Genomic DNA, 17634 nt, shown 5'->3' with positions numbered 1-17634 from the left:
AACCAGTCCAATTTCCGTTGAACCCCTCTCCGATAGACTATAGGCGTATTCAACGGTCGGGCCCGACCGCGCTTCCCGCCGCCCTGCGCATGCGAACGCAAAGTAGTGACGGGAACGATTCGACTGCCGAGCGGGCGGGGCCGACGTTCTTCCGGAACATGATGGGAACGCACGATGGCACGGCACGATGCACAAACGGTGGAAAGGGAACTCGACGAGCGGGATCATGTGGTGGCGCGCGCCATCGATCTGGTGAAGACCTACGGCGACGCTGACAATCGGGTGGTGGCGCTGGACCATGTCGATGTGGAGTTCGAGCGAGGCCGGATGACGGCCATCATGGGCCCATCCGGATCGGGCAAGTCCACCCTGATGCACTGCATGGCCGGTCTTGATCAGCCGTCGTCCGGCCAGGTGTTCGTAGAGGGGCTCGAGGTCTCGTCCATGAACCAGAGGCAGCTGACCCGTCTGCGCCGACAGCAGATCGGGTTCATCTTCCAGTCGTTCAATCTGGTGCCCACGTTGAGCGCCGAGGAGAACATCCTGCTGCCGTTGCAGATCGCCAAGAAGCCTATAGACCGCGATTGGTTCGATCAGGTGGTCCGCGTAGTGGGGCTCGAGAAGCGTCTGACCCATCGCCCCAGCCAGCTGTCCGGCGGCCAGCAGCAGCGCGTGGCCTGCGCGCGTGCGATGATGGCGCGTCCGTCCGTGATCTTCGCCGACGAGCCGACCGGCAATCTCGACTCGCATTCCAGCCGCGAGGTGCTGGGATTCCTCAAGAAATCCGTTCGGGACTATGGTCAATCGATTGTGATGGTCACGCACGACCCGCGTGCGGCCTCCTACGCCGACCGTGTGCTGGTGCTCGCCGACGGCCGTATCACGCAGGATCTCGACCGGCCGAGCTATGAGGAGATCCTCGAGGTGTTCGCCGACGAAGGCGCGACCGATGCAACCGATGAGTTCGCCGATGTGGCGGGCGAGGCGTCGAGTGAGGCGTCGGGCGCCACGGCTGAGACAGTCGCTCCCGCCACGGCCGCCGAAGCCGGCAAGCCCCGCGACGAGCAGGAGCACAGGGCATGATCCGCATCGGGCTGCGCGACGCCCGCGCGCATTTCGGGCGGTTCGTCATGTCCATCATCGCCATCGCGCTCGGCGTGAGCTTCGTGGTCGGCTCGTTCTGCTTCCGCGAGATGATGAACAATCAGGTCGATCAGATGATGGCCTCGAACTCCGACGCCGACGTGTACGTGCGCGGCAGCCAGGAGCAGAAGGACGGGTCGATGGCGTTCGGCGCCTCGGGCTCATCGGGCTCGGGCTCGTCAGGCTCCTCAGGCTCGGATTCGTCCGGCTCATCGGGCTCATCGTCCGGCTCGGACTCCTCATCGAAGACCTACAACCGTATCGACGTCGATCTGACCGATACCATCGGCAAAGTGGATGGCGTCAAGACCGCCGAAGCCGTCTATCAGGTCTCCGGACTGGTGCTGGTGAACAAGGACGGCAATGCCGTCTCCACGATGGGCGGCACCACCACGAGCCTCGGCCTCGCCGACGGCACCTGGCGTTCGGCCACACTCACCAAGGGCCATTGGGCCGAGAACAAGCAGGAAATCGCGCTGCATGCGTTTGCAGCCGAAACCGCCGGTCTCACGGTCGGCGACACCACGAAGCTCGTCTACCCGGACGGGGTGACGGATGTGAAGGTCGTCGGCCTGTTCGACACGTCCTCGTCGCAGGCCGGGGCCATCATCATCGGTCTCGCGCCGGAGGTGGCCAAGGACTATTTCCAGCAGCAATCCGGGCAGGTCGGCACGGCTCGGTACCTGAGCGTCTACGGTTCGGCCAACGGCGGGCGGCCGCTGAGCGTCGAGCAGCAGCAGGCCCTTGCCGACCGCATCAATGCGGCGCTGCCGAAGGACTCCAAGGCGAAGGCCGTGACCGGTCAGAGCGTGCGTGACGACAATGCCGAATCCACCAAGAAGGCGCTCGGCTTCGTACAGCCGCTGATTCTCATCTTCGCGGTGATCGCCCTGTTCGTCGGTTCGTTCATCATCGCGAACACCTTCTCGATGATCGTTCGCGAGTCGATGCGCGGGTATGCGCTGCTCCGCTCTATCGGCGCCTCTCCCGCGCAGGTGTTCGTCACCGTGGTGGTGCAGGCCATCGTATTGGGTCTGGTGGGCTCGGTCATCGGCATCGGGCTCGGCTGGGCGATGGTCAAGGGCATCGTGGCGCTGATGGCGCAGATGGGCACGCCGATGACGGGCTCCTCCGATCCCAGCGCCACGGACATGCTCATCGGCCTCGTCGTGGGACTGTTGGTCACGCTGCTGGGTGCGGCGCTTCCGGCCCGACGCGCGGCGATGGCCCCGCCAATCCAGGCGATGAACGAGACCGTCAACCCGGAGAAGCCGGTGTGGCCGCGCGGCCTTGCGGGTACGGCCATGATCGCGCTCGGCGCGGCCTCATGGCTGTGGTGCTGGCGTATCGCCGTCGCGAACGGCGAGGGCGTGGCGATGTCCTCCTGGGATTGGCTGAACGACTGGTCCTCGGCGTTGGGGACGGGCTGGCCGCTCGGTATCGGCGCGGCGTTGATCGTGCTCGGCGTCATCGTGGCCGGGCCTGCGTGGGTGGCGCCGGCCGGCACGGTGCTGGGATGGATTCCGGCGCATGTCTTCCGGGTCACCGGCCGTCTCGCCTCACGTAACCTCCAGCGGCAGAAGCGCCGCACGTCCAATACGGCGGCCGCCCTGTTCGTGGGCGTGGCCATCGTCTCGTGCCTTGGCGTGGTGGCGTCCTCGGCGAAGGCCTCGGTCGCCGGCATCGTGGATTCGGGGCTCAAATCCGACTTTTCGGCCATGTCCGCATCCGACGGGCGCATCCCCGACGATGCGATCGAGGCAATCAGGAAGACGGACGGCGTCGGCTCGGTCTCGCAAAGCCGCATGCTCATGGGCGTCACCTACGGTTCCGGCGACGATGAGACAGCGGCCATGACGTTCGCCGAGCAGCCGTCGTTGTTCACCGACGTGTTCGCGCCGGTCACGCATGAGGGCGACGCCGATCGGGCGTTGCGCGACGGCGAACTGGTCGTCGGCATCACCGTGGCGAAGGACAACGGCTGGAAGGTGGGCGACACGGTCACCGTCAACGGACGTCAGGTCGTGGTCGATGAGGAGGCCACCGCCAAGGCGCAGCAGGAATACCAGGATCAGGTGAAGGCAAAGGTCGATGGCCTGAGCACCGAAGCCCAGCAGCTGCTTGCCGCTGGGGACGCGGCGGGCGCGCAGGCGAAGATGGCCGAGGCTCAGCAGGCGGGCGAGGACGCCAAGAAGGTGGACCCGAGCACGCTGGTGAAGACGAAGACCGAAACCACGCATGTCAAGGTGCGCATCGGTGCGATCATCGAGAACTCGGTCTACCGGTCGATGGTGCTGATGAACGACGAAACGGCAGGCAAGATCGCGAACCAGTACACGATGTTCACCATCATGCTGTTCGTCAACGCGGCGCACGGCCAGGATCTCGGCGAGCTGAAGACGCGGCTCGTCGATGCGGTGAAGCCGTACTACGTGGTGAACGTGCAGACCCGCGAGGAGTTTAAGTCCACGATGAGCTCGATGGTCGACCAGATTCTGCTGGTGCTGTACGCGCTGCTGGCTCTGTCCATCGTGATTGCGGTCTTCGGTATCGTGAACACGTTGGCGCTGTCCGTGTCCGAGCGCACGAAGGAGATCGGCCTGCTGCGCGCCATCGGCACCTCGCGGGCGCAGATCCGCGGCATGCTGGGCATCGAGGCGGCGATCATCGCCGTGTTCGGCACGGTGATGGGCATGGTGGTCGGCGTGGCCGCCGGTGCGGTGATCCGCGCGGTCTACGAGTCGAACGGACTGTCCACGTTGAGCGTGCCGTGGAATCAGCTGGGTGTGTTCCTGGTGCTTTCGATTCTGGTGGGGCTTGCGGCGTCCATCTCCCCCGCCACACGGGCGCTGCGGCAGCCGGTGCTGGACGCGGTGGCTTCGGAGTAGCTCCGGCATCCGCCCGGCGAAGGCCCCGCGAGGGCTCGGCGACGGCCCTGAGAAAGCCCGGCGAAGGCCCAGCAAGGGAGTACTCTGGAATTGTTGGTATTGCCGATTGGTGCCGGGCGTCGAGGTTGATGCCCGGCGGTAGCGAAGGGGATGAACGATCATGACATTGCCAAGGCAGATTCCGGTGGGCGCCCGCATCGTGGTGCGCGTGACCGAAGGCGTCGACCCCGCGGACGGCCGTATGAAGTTTCGCGACTACGTGGGGCATGTGACGGCGTGGGACGGCTACACGTTGGAGATGGTGCGCGACGCCGCCGCCAACGGCTCAAGGCCGGCCCAGAACATCACCATCCATCAGGAGCAGATCGCCACGCTCAAGCCCGTTCCCGAGCGTCCGAAGGCGCCGGCACGGCCGTAGGGACTTTGTCAGCGTTGGTGTGAGGTGGTCTCTCACCCATCGCGGGGAGATGCGTGCTACATGGCGGGGCGCAGCTCGATGACGGCCTGACGTGGATGGATGAAGCCGGTGATGGCCTCACCCCTACGCGCGGAGAACAGTAGCGTCTGCTGCCAGCCGGTTTCGGGAATCTCCAGTTCGGCGCGCGTGAATCCGGTCGCGGCCTTCGTCTCCGCCCGATATGTCCGGAACGGGTCACCGGCGGCGAAAAACGCCCTGACCGCGGACGTGTCGCCGTCGTGCAGGTAATCCGCCACGTCCGTCAGGCGTGCGGCCATGCGCCTCAGCAACACCTCCACGTTCAGCGCGTCCTCCTCGACCATTGCGCGCGTGCGGTCCGGATCGGTGAGCGACACGCGGGTCATGTCCCGCCAGCATCCGGCCGCGAGCGCCGCAGCCACATTACGGTCGGGGTTGGCCGTCAGCTCGTTGATGAGCGCGGTGGAGACCACATGCGGCATGTGGGAGATCATGGCCGCGGCCTTGTCGTGCGTCTCGTCGTCCAGCACGATGATTCGGTTGCCCACGCCATCGGTGATGAGCGAGGCCACGGTGAGGAACCGGCGGTAATCGGTCGATTCGTCCACGGTCACGGCCCATAGGGCGTCGTCATACAGGGTGGGGTTGGCGGCCTGCCAGCCGGACAGTTCGTTGCCGGCCATCGGATGGGCGCCCACGTACCTATCCCCCAGTCCGGCGGCCTTGGCCTGATCGCGGACCATGCCTTTGACCGAGCCGACGTCCGTAAGTGTGATTTCGGGCCGATGCTCGAGCAATGGCCTGAGTCCGGCGAGGATGTCGGGCATGGCCTTGAGCGGATTGCACAGCACCAGTGCATCCGGTGCCGCGTCCACCAGTTCGGTCAGCGTGGCCTTGCAGGAGATGCCGTCGGCCTCCGCTTGGGCGTACGGGTGCGGGCGATGGTTCCACGCCACCACACGCACCCCGCGTCCCGCCAGACGACGGGCCAGCGACCCGCCGATCAGACCAAGTCCGACGATGCCGATTGTTCCTACCACAGCAGTTCCCTCCTGACGCATTCCCTCTGACGCCAATCCCGGTCGTCGTCCGAGGAATCATGATCCGATGCACCATTATCCGCGTCACCGGCGGAATTCGCGGGATTGTCATAATCGTCACCGACGTCGAGCCCGTTACGGTCGTCTGCCGATCGGGGGTCGATATGCACGCCGCCCTTCGGCAGCATCCATGCATCCACCGGCGGGTTCGGTCGTTCGCGGCGCGGATAGACGGCCAGCGTCTTGACCCAGTCGCCGTTGCCGATGATCTGGCTCAACGCGTCGCGGAATCGCGACTCCCACGGCGCGGCGTCGAAGGTGGCGATGAAGCTGTAGGTGCCGTCATGGCCTTTGACGGGGCGGGAGATGAAGCTGGTCATGTTGAGGCCGGCGTCGCGCAGAACGTCGAGCATGTTGGCGAGCACGCCGGGGCCTGTGGCGAGCAGGATGAAAATGACGATGGTCTCAAATTCGCCGTCCGAGTCGCGACGCGCCATCGCGCTGAGGTCCTGCACCTCGTGGCGGGGCGCGATGATGAGGAATTCGGTATGTGCCCCCTCGAAGTCCTGTACGTGTTCATCCAGCACATCCAGACCGTACAGTTCGCCGCAGATGCCGGGGCCGAGCGCCACCTGACCGGGCTTGAGATCGCGGCAGGCGGCGGCGTTCGAAGAGGCCGGCGTGGGCCTGAGCCCATGGTCGGCGATGAACTGTTTGCACTGGGCGAGACCGTGCGGGTGGGCGCTGACCTGAGCGCCATTGAGGTCGCGGACATCCTGACCATGCACGGTAAAGGCGTTGAAGGCCACATCGACGCTGACCCGGGCGAATCCGGCCGCGTCGTCGGCATCGATGAGCGCGTCGAGGTTCGGCACAACGTAGCCTTCCACGTTGTTCTCCCATGCGATGACGCCCCAGCCGTCGCCATGCTGCACCGCCTGCATGATGGCGGGCACGTCCGGCAAGGCCACAAGGTCGAAATCGCCGAGCGGGGTGAATCGTTCGGCGGCCATCATCGCCGCCTGATGGGTGAAGGTGCCTTCGGGCCCCAGATAGAAAAGTTTCATTCGCGCCATAACGTTCCATCGTAGTGGGGGCAGGGGCGCGCGACATGCGAAATGTCAGTATGTCGCTATCGAGCCGACGTCATGTCAGTGTCGGCGGCGTGTCAACGGCAGCGCCATGCCAGCGGCAGACCCGCAGTGCGTCAGTTCGACGGCATCGATTGCACTGGAATGGCGAACCAACGGGCGGGAAGGACGAGCATCACCACCTGCACGAGCACGATGCCGTATAGCCAGATATAGCCGGCATGCTGCGAGAAATACGGCATGTCGCCTTGGAAGCCCGCCACGATCAGGGCGTTGCCCGAGCTGGTGGTCAATGCGAGTCCCCAGGCCGTGCCTGACGAGGCGATGAGATGGAGGGCGAGACCGACCACGCCAAGCCGGGAGCGGGCGCACCAAGTGGACAGGATGATGAGAAGGAACGCCAGCGCCAATCCATAGGGGATGTTGGCCGAGGCTCCCATCCGGTGCGAGAACGTGCCGACGAACGCGGCGAACGCGCCGGCCAGTAGCGTCACGAGTCCTTTGACCAATGCGTTCTGCCGGTGCGACCACGGCAACGATGCGGTACTGCGATTCCTCATATCCATGCGTTTCAGTATAGGTGCGTCCATACCAGTGAGGCTCCCCTCAACCAGAAGGGAGCCTCACTGAATGGCACTATTTGATGGCGCTACTTGGTAGCGGCATTCTGCTGAGCCGTAAAACGGGAAGCACAGTGTGCTTCCCGTAGGCGAAGTGAGCAGGCGCACCACAAGCGTCTGCGAAGGTCGTCAGAACGACGCTACTTAGTAGCAGCGTTCTGACGATGCCGAGGCGTTAAACAGACAGTCCGGTGGACTGTCTGTAGCCGAGGTGAGCGGGGTGCATCATAGGCACCCCGCGAAGGCAGCGTTGTCAGAATGACGCTACTTGGTAGCGGCGTTCTGACGGCGCTGCTTGGCGCGCCACTTGTACCAATCCTCGCGGCCGAGGATGATCTTGCGCACGCGGATGGATTCCGGGGTGACCTCCACGCACTCGTCCTCGTTGGCGAAGTCCAGGGACTCCTCGAGGCTCATCTTGATCGGCGGGGTCAGGGTCTCGAGCACGTCGGCGGTGGAGGAACGCATGTTGGTCATGTGCTTGGCGAGCGTGATGTTCACGTCCAGCTCATCCGGCTTGTTGTTCACGCCGACGACCTGGCCCTCGTACACCGGGGACTGCGGTTCGACGAAGAAGTTGCCACGGGCCTGCAGACGCTGCATGGCGTACGGGGTGGCCACGCCCTGACGGTCGGAGACCATGGAGCCGTTCTGGCGGATGGTGATTTCACCGGCCCACGGCGCGTAGCCGGCAGAGATGGACGAGGAGATGCCGGTACCGCGCGTGGCGGACAGCAGCGCGGTGCGGAAGCCGATGAGGCCGCGGGACGGCACAGTGAACTGCAGACGCACCCAGCCGGAGCCGTGGTTGGTCATGCCGTCCATACGGCCCTTGCGGTCGGCCATGAGCTGAGTGACGGTGCCCATGTACTCCTCGGGCACGTCGATGGTGGTGTTCTCCATCGGCTCGTTGATCACGCCGTCAATCTTCTTGGTGACCACCTGCGGGCGGCCGACGGTCAGCTCGTAGCCTTCGCGGCGCATCTGCTCGGCGAGGACGGCCAGCGCCAGCTCGCCACGGCCCTGCACCTCCCAGGCGTCCGGACGGTCGGTGGGCAGCACCTTGATGGACACGTTGCCGATGAGCTCGCGGTCAAGACGGTCCTTGATCATGCGGGCGGTGAGCTTGTGGTCCTTGCCTTCGGTGCCGGCCAGCGGGGAGTCGTTGACGCCGAAGGTCATGGAGATGGCCGGGTCATCCACATGGATGAGCGGCAGCGGCTTTGGATCGTTCGGATCGACGATGGTCTCACCGATCATGATGTCGTTGACGCCGGCGACGGCCACGATGTCGCCGGGGCCTGCCGAGGCCACCGGGATACGCTCAAGGCCCTGGGTGCGCAGCAGCTCGGAGACGCGGAAGTTCTCCAGGGAGCCATCCACACGGGACAGGCCGTAGGTCTTGCCCTTCTCCAAGGTGCCGTTGTAGATGCGGACCAGACCGAGTCGTCCGAGGAAGTCGGAGGAGTCGATGTTGGCCACATGGGCCTGCAACGGGGCGCCCTCCTCGTATTCGGGGGCCGGGATGTTGGAGATGATGGCCTCGAAGAGCGGCTCGAGGTTGTCGTTGTCCGGCATGCCGCCGTCCGCCGGCTGGTTGGTGGAGGCGTAGCCCGCCTTGGCGGCGCAGTAGATGACCGGCATTTCGAGCAGCTGGTCGAGGTTCAGGTCGATGCCTTCGTGCTGGACGTCATCCGCGAGACCGAGCAGCAGGTCGGAAGTCTCGCCGACGACCTCCTCGATGCGGGCATCGGGGCGGTCCACCTTGTTCACGCACAGGATGACCGGCAGCTTGGCCTCGAGGGCCTTGCGCAGCACGAAACGAGTCTGCGGCAGCGGGCCTTCGGAGGCGTCCACGAGCAGGACGACGCCGTCGACCATGGAGATGCCGCGCTCCACCTCGCCGCCGAAGTCGGCGTGGCCAGGGGTGTCGATGATGTTAAGGGTGATGCCTTCCGGGTGGCCGTACTTGGCGGCCAGCGGGCCGGTGTACTCGACGGCCGTGTTCTTGGCGAGGATGGTGATGCCCTTCTCGCGCTCGAGATCGTTGGAATCCATCACACGATCCGGCACTTCCTCGCGCTCGTTGAACACATGGGACTGCTGAAGCATGGCATTGACCAGCGTGGTCTTGCCGTGGTCAACGTGTGCCACGATCGCCACATTACGGATATCTCCACGAACCGCCATCGAAACCTCTCTTAATATCGATTCTTTTGCGTAACCGTTCGGTACTTGTTTATTGGGTTTTACCTGTACTTACACACAAACCGCAACGATATTACCGACATACCTTGACCATGCCGCCGGTCCGACCCATACGAAGTCCGTCTCCGGCTGCCATCCGCCATCGGGCATCGTCTCCGAAAGGCGATGCCTCCTCTTCCACCATCCTTCAGCGTCCGGTTTTGGTCAGGAGCGAGTGCCTTCTGACCATAATCGGACGCAAAACCTCCTCTTAGCGTCCGTTTATGGTCAGAGTCAGCGGACTCCTGACAGAATCCGGACGCTGAGAGCCGGGAGTCGAATCCGCTTAGTGTCAGAACACGACCGCCACTGACCCGGACTGACCAAAACCGGACGCTACAACACTCAATAGCGTCCGTTGTCTGTCAGCAAGGAACTGACGCCGACAGACAACGGACGTTGGGAGGGGAAGCGGATGGGAAGGGGCGGATGGGATAAACCAAACTCTGGAGGACAGCGGCGGGCACGCCGAATCAGTAGGAACGAACTCGGGCGCAGATCAGGCGAGAGACCGCTCAGCCGAGGATGGCGGCGGAGTCGGTGATGGTGATGAGCGGCGCGAACAAGGCCATCGTGTCGAGGGCGCGCTGGTGATTCTCCGTGCTGGAGCCGGCGCAGGCGTCGGTGGCCACACGTACCGCCACGCCGGCGTCGGCGGCGGCAAGCGCCGTGGTGATCACGCAGCAGTCGGTGGCCACGCCGCACAGGGCGATCTTCCTGGCACCGCCGATTGCCTCGGCCAGTTCGCTCCCCCACTTGCCGAAGGTGTCACGGCTGACCACCGGGTGCCCGGCGGCGAGCGCCGCGGTGTCTTCGGTCAGGTCGTACATAGGGTCGTCCGGCGGCACGAGGAACTGCGGCCAGTCCTTGAAGTACTCCACCCAGGCGTCCTTGGCGGGCGTGGGTGCGATGTAACGGGTGTAGACGACCCGGTCACCGTAGGCCTTGGCGAGGGCCTCGAATGCGGCGTCGGTGGTGTGGAACGAACCGTCCGGGCAGGCCCAGTCGGACCAGTCGGATTCGGCGAACACCTTCTGGCGGTCGATGACGACCAGCCACTCATCAGATGGGATAGTCATATGCGATGCTCCTTGGATTGTCAATCCGTTGATTCAGTCCTGCTCCTGCTTGGCGATGTCGCCGCGCTGGAAGAGGAGCGCGCCGACGAAGCCAATGACGAGCGCCACGATCACGCCGAGGTTGGCAGACGCCCAGGCACCCTCCTTGCCGCCGAAGGGCGCGAGGAAGTAGCCTTGCCACTCCAGCCAGCTGGCGTAGGAGTTGACCACAAGGCCCCAGCCGACCAGCGTGCCGACGGCGAGGATCACCAGCGATTTGACGTTCCATGCACCGTAGCGTCCGGCGGGCTTGTAGAGGTCGTCGGTGTCGTAGTCCTTGCGGCGCAGCAGCACGTCGGCCACGAACAGTCCGGTCCACACGGCCATCGGCACGCCGAGGGTGATGAGGAAGCCCTGGAACGGGCCGATGAAGGTGTCGGAGAAGAACGTCACGTACACCACACCAAGCACGGTGAGCGCTGCGGTCAGGGCGGCGGCGGCCACGCGCGGCAGCTTGATGCCGAAGCTCAGCAGCGCCAAGCCGTTGGAGTAGTTGTCCATGATGGCGCCGGACATGAGGCCGAGCACGGCCACGATGGTGAACGGCACGAGGTACCAGGTGGGCAGGATGGAGCCCATGGCGCCGATCGGGTCGTTGCCCACGGCGTCGGCGAGGTCCTTGTTGGATACGGCCAGCAGTCCGCCGTAGACGACGAGCAGCACCGGGGCCAGTGAGGCGCCAAACGTGGTCCAGAACACCACGCCGGAGTTGGAGGCCTTGCGCGGCAGGTACCGGGAGTAGTCGGCGGCCAGGTTCACCCAGCCCAGACCGAAGCCGGACATGACGAACAGGAGCGCACCGAGCATGGCCGGCAGCGAGCCGTTCTGCGCGGAGCCAACGGCGGAGAAATCGATGTGAGACCAGCCGAGGATGAGGAAGCCGACGGTCACGATGCCGCTGATGACGGTGATGGCCTGTTGGGCCTTCATGATGAGGTCATAGCCGAAGATGCCGGCGACCACCACAAGACCGACCACGACGATCGTGGAGATGATCTTCGGCGCGGCACCGGACCCCCAGCCGAGGCGCTGCAGCGTGGAAGCGAGCGCGAGCACGGCGGTGGTGGTCAGCGAAATCTCCCAGCCAAGCGTGGCGATCCAGCTCAGCACGGATGGCACCTTGGCGCCTTCGACGCCGAAGGTGGCTCGGGTAATGACCATGGTCGGCGCGTTGGCGCGCTTGCCGGCGATCGAGACCACGCCCACGAGCAGGAACGAGACCACGATGCCGATGATGGCGGCGAGGGTCGCCTGCCAGAACGAGATGCCGAAGCCGAGCGCCCATGCGCCGTAGGACATGGCCAGCACCGAGATGTTGGCGGCGAACCATGGCCAGAACAGATCCTTCGGGCTGCCGTGACGGTCGGACTCGGCGATGGTGTCGATGCCCTGTTCCTCCACGGAAAGCGCGGAGCCCTTCTCCTTGGCGTCACTCATATGTGAACCTTCTTCTTATCTTGTGTGTTGTTCTTTGAGTTGTTCCGGCTCTCCTCCCCGAGGGGAACCGTCGAACGAGGTAGGACTGAGGGGAGACTTCACGGACCGGACTGTTCCGGCCACTCCCCTCAGTCCGCTTTGCGGACAGCTCCCATCCCAGAGGGGCGCCGGTATGACGGGCTCACCCGTGGGCAGAAGGGACCAGCGGAGAGAGCGCATCGTCTACGAAGGACAATGCGCTTCCGGTTTCGGAGGCGGCCGGCACTGCCAGCAACCCCGACGACGCCACTGAATTCGCCGAATCCGGAACACCCACCGAAACCGCCGATTCCGACGCCACAGACGCTGCGCTACCCTCGTGGGCCGGCACGCCCGCATTGCCGGAATCATGCGGCACGTAGCGGTAGATGGTCGCAGGCCGCTGGCGGCCCTCCCGCACCTTCTCACCGGTGTCCTCGAGATCACCGGAGGCAAGCATCTTGCGACGGAAGTTCGCCAGATCGATGCTCTGGCCGGCGAGGGCCTCGTAGACGCTGTGCAGTTGGCGCAGGGTGAACGTGGGGCCGAGCAACCGGGTGGCGACGTCGGAGTATTCGACCTTGGAGCGCAGGCGCGTCATCGCGTACTCGATGATCGCGCGATGGTCGAAGGCAAGTGGAGGCAGATCATCTTCGGGGAACCAGCGCACGTTGTCGACCGCCTCAGCGTCGCCGTCGATATCATCGGCGTCGCCGTTGCCGAAAACGGCCGCTTCGCTGTGGCCCACGAGCGCCCAGTACACGATGGATACCATCGGCAGGCCGCCGCGCGACCGAGCGGGGTCGCCGAAGGTGTACAGCTGCTCGAGATAGCGCGGATGCAGCGAGGTGGTGGAGTCAAGCGCGGCATAGGCCGACTGTTCCAGCGACCGGTCGGCCCGCAGATCGCCGCCGGGCAGGGCCCATGCGCCGAGGAACGGCTGACGGACGCGCCTGACGAGCGGCAGCCACAGACGTGACGGGCCGCCCGCCCGGTCATGGGGGCCGAGCGCGAGGATCACCACGGACACTCCGACCTGCGGCGGCGCGCTGCGACGCTCGGAAACATTGCCGAATCCCATATCCCGTCTCGCTTCCCTGATGGATGATTGCCCGATTCATCCCGTCATCGGAGGAATGGCCGATTCCTTCTGCGGGGAACCGGACCAGTTTTACGATGGAGGAACGAATCGCTTGCCCCTCAGCATAGCACTATTTATAGTCGTTGTGACTATAAATAGCTCGAGATGTGAGTATACGACGAATCAGAACCCGCTTCGGCATGATTCAACACGGCTGCTGACGCTCTCGCCACGCCGCGACAACGCCGCGACACTCGAGCTATCACTGCTCGGCAAGCGTGGCCGCTTCACCCTCCGACGGCAGGAACGGCGCGAGAGATGGCAGATCGTCGAGCGAGTCGATTCCCATGCGCTCGAGGAACAGTGCTGAGGTGACGAGCAGTGCGGCACGAGATTCCGGATCGACGCCCTCCTCGCGAATCAGGCCGCGCACGGTGAGCGATCGGATCACGCCATCCGAATTGACGCCGCGGATGGCCGCCACCTGGGCTCGAGTGACCGGCTGACGGTAGGCCACGATGGCGAGCGCCTCCAATGCCGCCTGGCTCAGCCGCGCGGTCTGCCCATCGGTGACGAAGGCGGAGACCACCGGCTCATACTCGCCTCGACTGGCGAACCACCACCCGCGCGCGCTGCGACGCAGCTCGAACCCGCGCGGACGAATTCCGAGGGAAGGGTCGCCCTCGTATTCCATCTGAAGCGACTCGAGCGCCCTTGTCACTGAGTCCTCATCGGCTTCGAGCACACGGGCCAGATCAGCGGCGGTCTGCGGCTGGTCGGCAGCCATCAGTATTGCCTCCAGACAGGCCGGCAGACCGCCGGGAAAACCGCCGACACCTGTGAGATCGTCCGCTTCATGCGTGTGCGTCTGACTCGTGACAGTCTCATGTGTGCAGTTCCCGGAATCGGAAGGGTGGTCGGACGCCGAGGGCACCGGGGCCGCCAGCATCGTCGCCGCCGGTGGCATATCCGCCGGCATATCCGGCGTTATCGGCGCCACACGGGCCGCCACCGACGGCGACGTCATTGGTGATGGTGTCTCTGCTGTCATCAGATGAAGTCCCTTTCGCTGATTGCCGTGACGATATCATCGTCATCGCCGGCCCCGTCACCGTCACCGGGCATCCAGCGCAGATGCAGCTCCGCGAACGGCCCGTCCTGGCGGTATTGCAACGACCCCTGTTTGAAGAACAGCAGCACGGCCATGAACCGGGCCACCACTTCGATGCGCGTGGCGCAGTCCGCAGTGAGTTCGCGGAAAGAGAGCGAACCGGCGTCGGCGTCATCACCACCGTTCCCCCGCCGCAGCGCCGCACGGAGACGGTCCCGCACCAGCATCGATTGCGCACGCAGATCGACCAACGGCACATGCAGCTGGTGTACGGACACCTCATCGGCGGGCGCGTTGGCGATAACCTGCGCGGCGAGACGCGCCAAATCGTCCGGCGTGACCGTCCAGACCAGTTCAGGCAGCAGGGCCGCGACGCGCTCGTCCACCGAGGCCGGATGGGGGAACCGGCCCGCATTTGCCGCCAGATGCGCACGGAAGTCTACGGCCGCCTGTCTGTAGGCCCGGTATTGCAGCAGTCTGGCGAACAGCAGATCCCGTTCGCGCAGTGCCTCGAGACTCTGTTCGTCGCGGCGTCCCTCATCGTCGGATGGCAGCAGTGCGGCGCTTTTGGCCTCCACCAGAATCGAGGCGACGTCCAGAAAGGCGCTGGCCTCATCCATGTTGCTGGCGAAGTCGAGTCCGCGCACGTAGGCGAGAAACTCCTCGGTGATGGCGGAAAGCGAAACCTCCGTCAATTCGAGCCGATTGTTCGCGATCATGCCGAGCAGCGCATCGAACGGACCGGAGTAGACGGCCAGATTCACTTGAAAGCCAGCCGCAGGCAGAATCCCGGGTGCCGGGGAATCCGAGTCATCCGCGGATTCCCGCCGAGCCGCCATGCTCATCCCACTTGTTACGCCCGAAGCCTCCACATGACCCTCGGCATTCTGACCCTCGGCATTCGCGAACGCCATGGGGGCAGTATCGGAAGAGCGGCCGTCCAGGGGATCCACGGCGACGTTCACGCCACGATGCCGCGCGCGACCAGTTCCCGCGCCACGGCCCGGTATTCCTTGGCGGTCTTATGCTCGGGCGCGTACACGGTCACCGGGGCGGCGGCCACGTTAGAATCTGGCAGCTTGATGGACCGGGAGATGAACGTATGGAAGACCTTGTCCTTGAACGCCTCGTAGATGCGCTGGCAGACCTCCTCGCAGTGGAGGGTCTTGGTGTACATGGTCACCAGTACCCCGTACACCTCGAGTGCGGGGTTGATGCGGCTCTGCACCTTTTCGATGGACTGCATGAGCAGGGCCACGCCGCGCAGGGCGAAGAACTCGGCGGCCACGGGGATGATCACCCCGTCCGCGGCGGTCAGCGCGTTGACCGTAAGCAGGCCGAGCGACGGCTGGCAATCCACGATGATGAGGTCGTATTCGGCCTTGACCTTACGCAGCACGCCGTTGAGGATCTGCTCGCGCCCGACCTCGGTGACCAGCTGTACCTCGGCGGCGGACAGGTCGATGTTCGCCGGGATGATGTCGATGTTCTCGAAGGCGGTGTGCTGGATCACATCGTGCGGGTCCACGGAGATGTCGAACAGGGCGGTGTAGATGGTGTTCTCCACGGTGTTCGCGTTGATGCCGAGGCCCACGGTGGCGGCGCCCTGCGGGTCGAAGTCGACGATGAGCACGCGGCGGCCGTACTGGGCCAACGCGCCGGCGATGTTGATGGAGCTGGTGGTTTTGCCTACGCCGCCCTTCTGGTTGCACATGGCGATGACCCTGGCCGGGCCATGCTGCTGCAGCGGTAGGGGTGCGGGGAAGGTCTCGTATTCACGTCCAAGCAGATCGGTAGGCATATCGTCCACCTTATCAATATCCTCCTCATCTTGTCTGGCAACGACATACGTTCCAGCCATCGGCAGCGTGCCCTGACGGAAATCCCCGCCCCGATCGTCACGCCAATCGCCCATCGTCACTGTCCCCTTCACCGGAAGAACCTCAGCCTCTCCTAGCCTACTCGCCGGGCTCGCCCGCCGTCCCGCTATCGCGCTACCGCGCCCGGGGGTGGGCCATGATGTACGCCTCGATGAGATGCTCCGGGCTCACATGCGTGTAGATCTGCGTGGTGGTCACACTGGCATGGCCGAGCAGTTCCTGCACGGTGCGGACGTCCGCGCCACCCTGAATCAGGTGCGTGGCGAACGAATGACGCAACGTATGCGGATGAAGCGGCCGGGTGATGCCGGCGCGCCCCCCCGCCGCCTTGACCACCTCCCATATCGATTGGCGGGAGATGCGACGGCCGCGTTTGTTGAGGAACAGGGCCCGGCGTTCGGGGGCTTTGGCGCTCGAGCGGCGCTCCAGCTCACCGCGGCCCATGCTGAGATAGCGGTTCAGGGCTTCGCAGGCGTAGCTGCCGACGGGTACGAGTCGTTGTTTGGAGCCTTTGCCCATGAGCCGGACCACACGGGCGTCCAGATCGATGTCGTCGAGATTCGCGCCGGCCGCCTCGGAGACACGGCATCCGGTGGCGTACATGAACTCGAGCAGCGCCTTGTCACGCAACTGCACCGGATCGTCGGTGCCTTCAGGTGGCGTGACCGCGTCCAGCAGCCGCGCCACCTCATCGACGCTCAGTACATCCGGCAGCGTGGATGCTCCTTTGGGGGCCTTGACCGATGCGGATACGTCATCCGAGACCATATGCTGCGTCAGCGCGAACCTGTGGAACTCGTGCAGCGATGCAAGCCGACGCGCCTTCGAGCGGGCCGACTCCCCCGCCGCATCCAACGTGGCGACATAGTCCTCCACATCCTGCGTGGTGATGGCATCCGGCTCCTCGACTCCGCTCGCCTCCAGCCATGCCACGTATCTGGCGATATCGGCCTTGTACGCCGCCACCGTGGCTGCAGCGAGCCCGCGTTCCACACCGATGTGGACGAGGAACTGTTCGGTGAGTCTGTCGAAGCTGGCGGTCATGATGCTTAATGGTATATGGGAATACATACGACGAAACCCCGCCAAATGACGGGGTTTCTGTCAAAGATGCAGTCCACTGGACTGTTCGTTTCACGCCTCGGCAGGAGCGTTGACGTCCTCAGGCAGGGCGGCCTTGGCGGCGTCCACGATGGTCTTGAAGGTGTCCGGATCGGAAACGGCCAGCTCGGCGAGAGCGCGGCGGTCCAGCTCGATGCCGGCCAGCTTCAGGCCCTGGATGAAGCGGTTGTAGGTGATGCCCTCAGCGCGGACGGCGGCGTTGATACGCTGGATCCACAGCTTGCGGAAGTCGCCCTTGCGAGCCTTGCGGTCGCGGAAGTTGTAGTTAAAGGAGTGAAGCAGCTGCTCCTTGGCCTTGCGGTACAGACGGGAGCGCTGGCCGCGGTAACCGGAAGCCCTCTCGAGAACGACGCGACGCTTCTTGTGGGCGTTCACTGCGCGCTTGACACGTGCCATAATCTA

General features: G+C 64.7%; 14 protein-coding genes and 1 pseudogene. 3 read left to right on the top strand and 12 right to left on the bottom strand.

Annotated elements, in window-relative coordinates; translation table 11 throughout:
- Positions 1-174 precede the first annotated feature (174 nt).
- The 3 genes from BMYO_RS05380 (at position 175) to BMYO_RS05370 (ending at position 4449) form a co-directional block, all read left to right on the top strand.
- Positions 175-1083 carry an ABC transporter ATP-binding protein gene (locus tag BMYO_RS05380; protein ID WP_094667487.1) on the top strand — a complete coding sequence of 303 codons (909 nt, stop codon included), beginning with the start codon at positions 175-177 and terminating at the stop codon, positions 1081-1083.
- Positions 1080-4031, top strand: a complete 2952-nt coding sequence (locus BMYO_RS05375; RefSeq protein ID WP_094667486.1) for an ABC transporter permease — start codon at positions 1080-1082, stop codon at positions 4029-4031. Before BMYO_RS05380 ends, BMYO_RS05375 begins: the two co-directional genes overlap by 4 nt.
- A 160-nt stretch (positions 4032-4191) precedes the next feature.
- Positions 4192-4449, top strand: a complete 258-nt coding sequence (locus BMYO_RS05370) for a DUF6725 family protein (protein WP_094667485.1) — start codon at positions 4192-4194, stop codon at positions 4447-4449.
- A gap of 56 nt (positions 4450-4505) precedes the next feature.
- Here BMYO_RS05370 and BMYO_RS05365 read toward each other — a convergent pair whose 3' ends face one another.
- The 12 genes and pseudogenes from BMYO_RS05365 to rplT form a co-directional block, all read right to left on the bottom strand.
- Positions 4506-5507 (bottom strand): prephenate dehydrogenase, encoded by a 1002-nt coding sequence (locus BMYO_RS05365; RefSeq protein ID WP_094667484.1) that lies wholly within the window; start codon positions 5505-5507, stop codon positions 4506-4508.
- Positions 5501-6583 (bottom strand): prephenate dehydratase, encoded by a 1083-nt coding sequence (locus BMYO_RS05360; RefSeq protein ID WP_094667483.1) that lies wholly within the window; start codon positions 6581-6583, stop codon positions 5501-5503. Before BMYO_RS05360 ends, BMYO_RS05365 begins: the two co-directional genes overlap by 7 nt.
- A 131-nt stretch (positions 6584-6714) precedes the next feature.
- Complete coding sequence (locus BMYO_RS05355) at positions 6715-7158, bottom strand: alcohol dehydrogenase (RefSeq protein ID WP_094667506.1); 444 nt, start codon at positions 7156-7158, stop codon at positions 6715-6717.
- Positions 7159-7482: 324 nt separating this feature from the next.
- Positions 7483-9408, bottom strand: a complete 1926-nt coding sequence (gene typA / locus BMYO_RS05350) for a translational GTPase TypA (RefSeq protein WP_094667482.1) — start codon at positions 9406-9408, stop codon at positions 7483-7485.
- 572 nt (positions 9409-9980) lie between these two features.
- Positions 9981-10544 (bottom strand): isochorismatase family protein, encoded by a 564-nt coding sequence (locus BMYO_RS05345; RefSeq protein WP_094667481.1) that lies wholly within the window; start codon positions 10542-10544, stop codon positions 9981-9983.
- A gap of 33 nt (positions 10545-10577) precedes the next feature.
- On the bottom strand, positions 10578-12020 hold the full coding sequence (locus BMYO_RS05340) for a purine-cytosine permease family protein (RefSeq protein WP_094667480.1): 1443 nt from the start codon (positions 12018-12020) through the stop codon (positions 10578-10580).
- 325 nt (positions 12021-12345) lie between these two features.
- A pseudogene (locus tag BMYO_RS05335) lies at positions 12346-13119 on the bottom strand (NUDIX hydrolase); the annotation flags it as partial.
- Between the two features lie 262 nt (positions 13120-13381).
- A complete protein-coding gene (scpB, locus tag BMYO_RS05330; protein WP_233428167.1) occupies positions 13382-13933 on the bottom strand; it encodes an SMC-Scp complex subunit ScpB in 552 nt (183 codons plus the stop codon).
- Positions 13934-14169: 236 nt separating this feature from the next.
- Positions 14170-15069 carry a segregation and condensation protein A gene (locus BMYO_RS05325; RefSeq protein WP_094667504.1) on the bottom strand — a complete coding sequence of 300 codons (900 nt, stop codon included), beginning with the start codon at positions 15067-15069 and terminating at the stop codon, positions 14170-14172.
- 122 nt (positions 15070-15191) lie between these two features.
- A complete protein-coding gene (locus tag BMYO_RS05320) occupies positions 15192-16031 on the bottom strand; it encodes a ParA family protein (RefSeq protein WP_094667503.1) in 840 nt (279 codons plus the stop codon).
- A gap of 193 nt (positions 16032-16224) precedes the next feature.
- A complete protein-coding gene (xerD, locus tag BMYO_RS05315; RefSeq protein WP_094667479.1) occupies positions 16225-17154 on the bottom strand; it encodes a site-specific tyrosine recombinase XerD in 930 nt (309 codons plus the stop codon).
- Positions 17155-17244: 90 nt separating this feature from the next.
- Positions 17245-17628: a 50S ribosomal protein L20 gene (rplT, locus tag BMYO_RS05310; RefSeq protein WP_094667478.1), complete on the bottom strand. Its 384-nt coding sequence runs from the start codon at positions 17626-17628 to the stop codon at positions 17245-17247.
- Between the last annotated feature and the right edge of the window lie 6 nt (positions 17629-17634).

This window comes from Bifidobacterium myosotis (genome assembly GCF_002259745.1).
GTDB classification, from domain to species: domain Bacteria; phylum Actinomycetota; class Actinomycetes; order Actinomycetales; family Bifidobacteriaceae; genus Bifidobacterium; species Bifidobacterium myosotis.
This window is presented reverse-complemented; position numbering and strand designations above follow the sequence as displayed.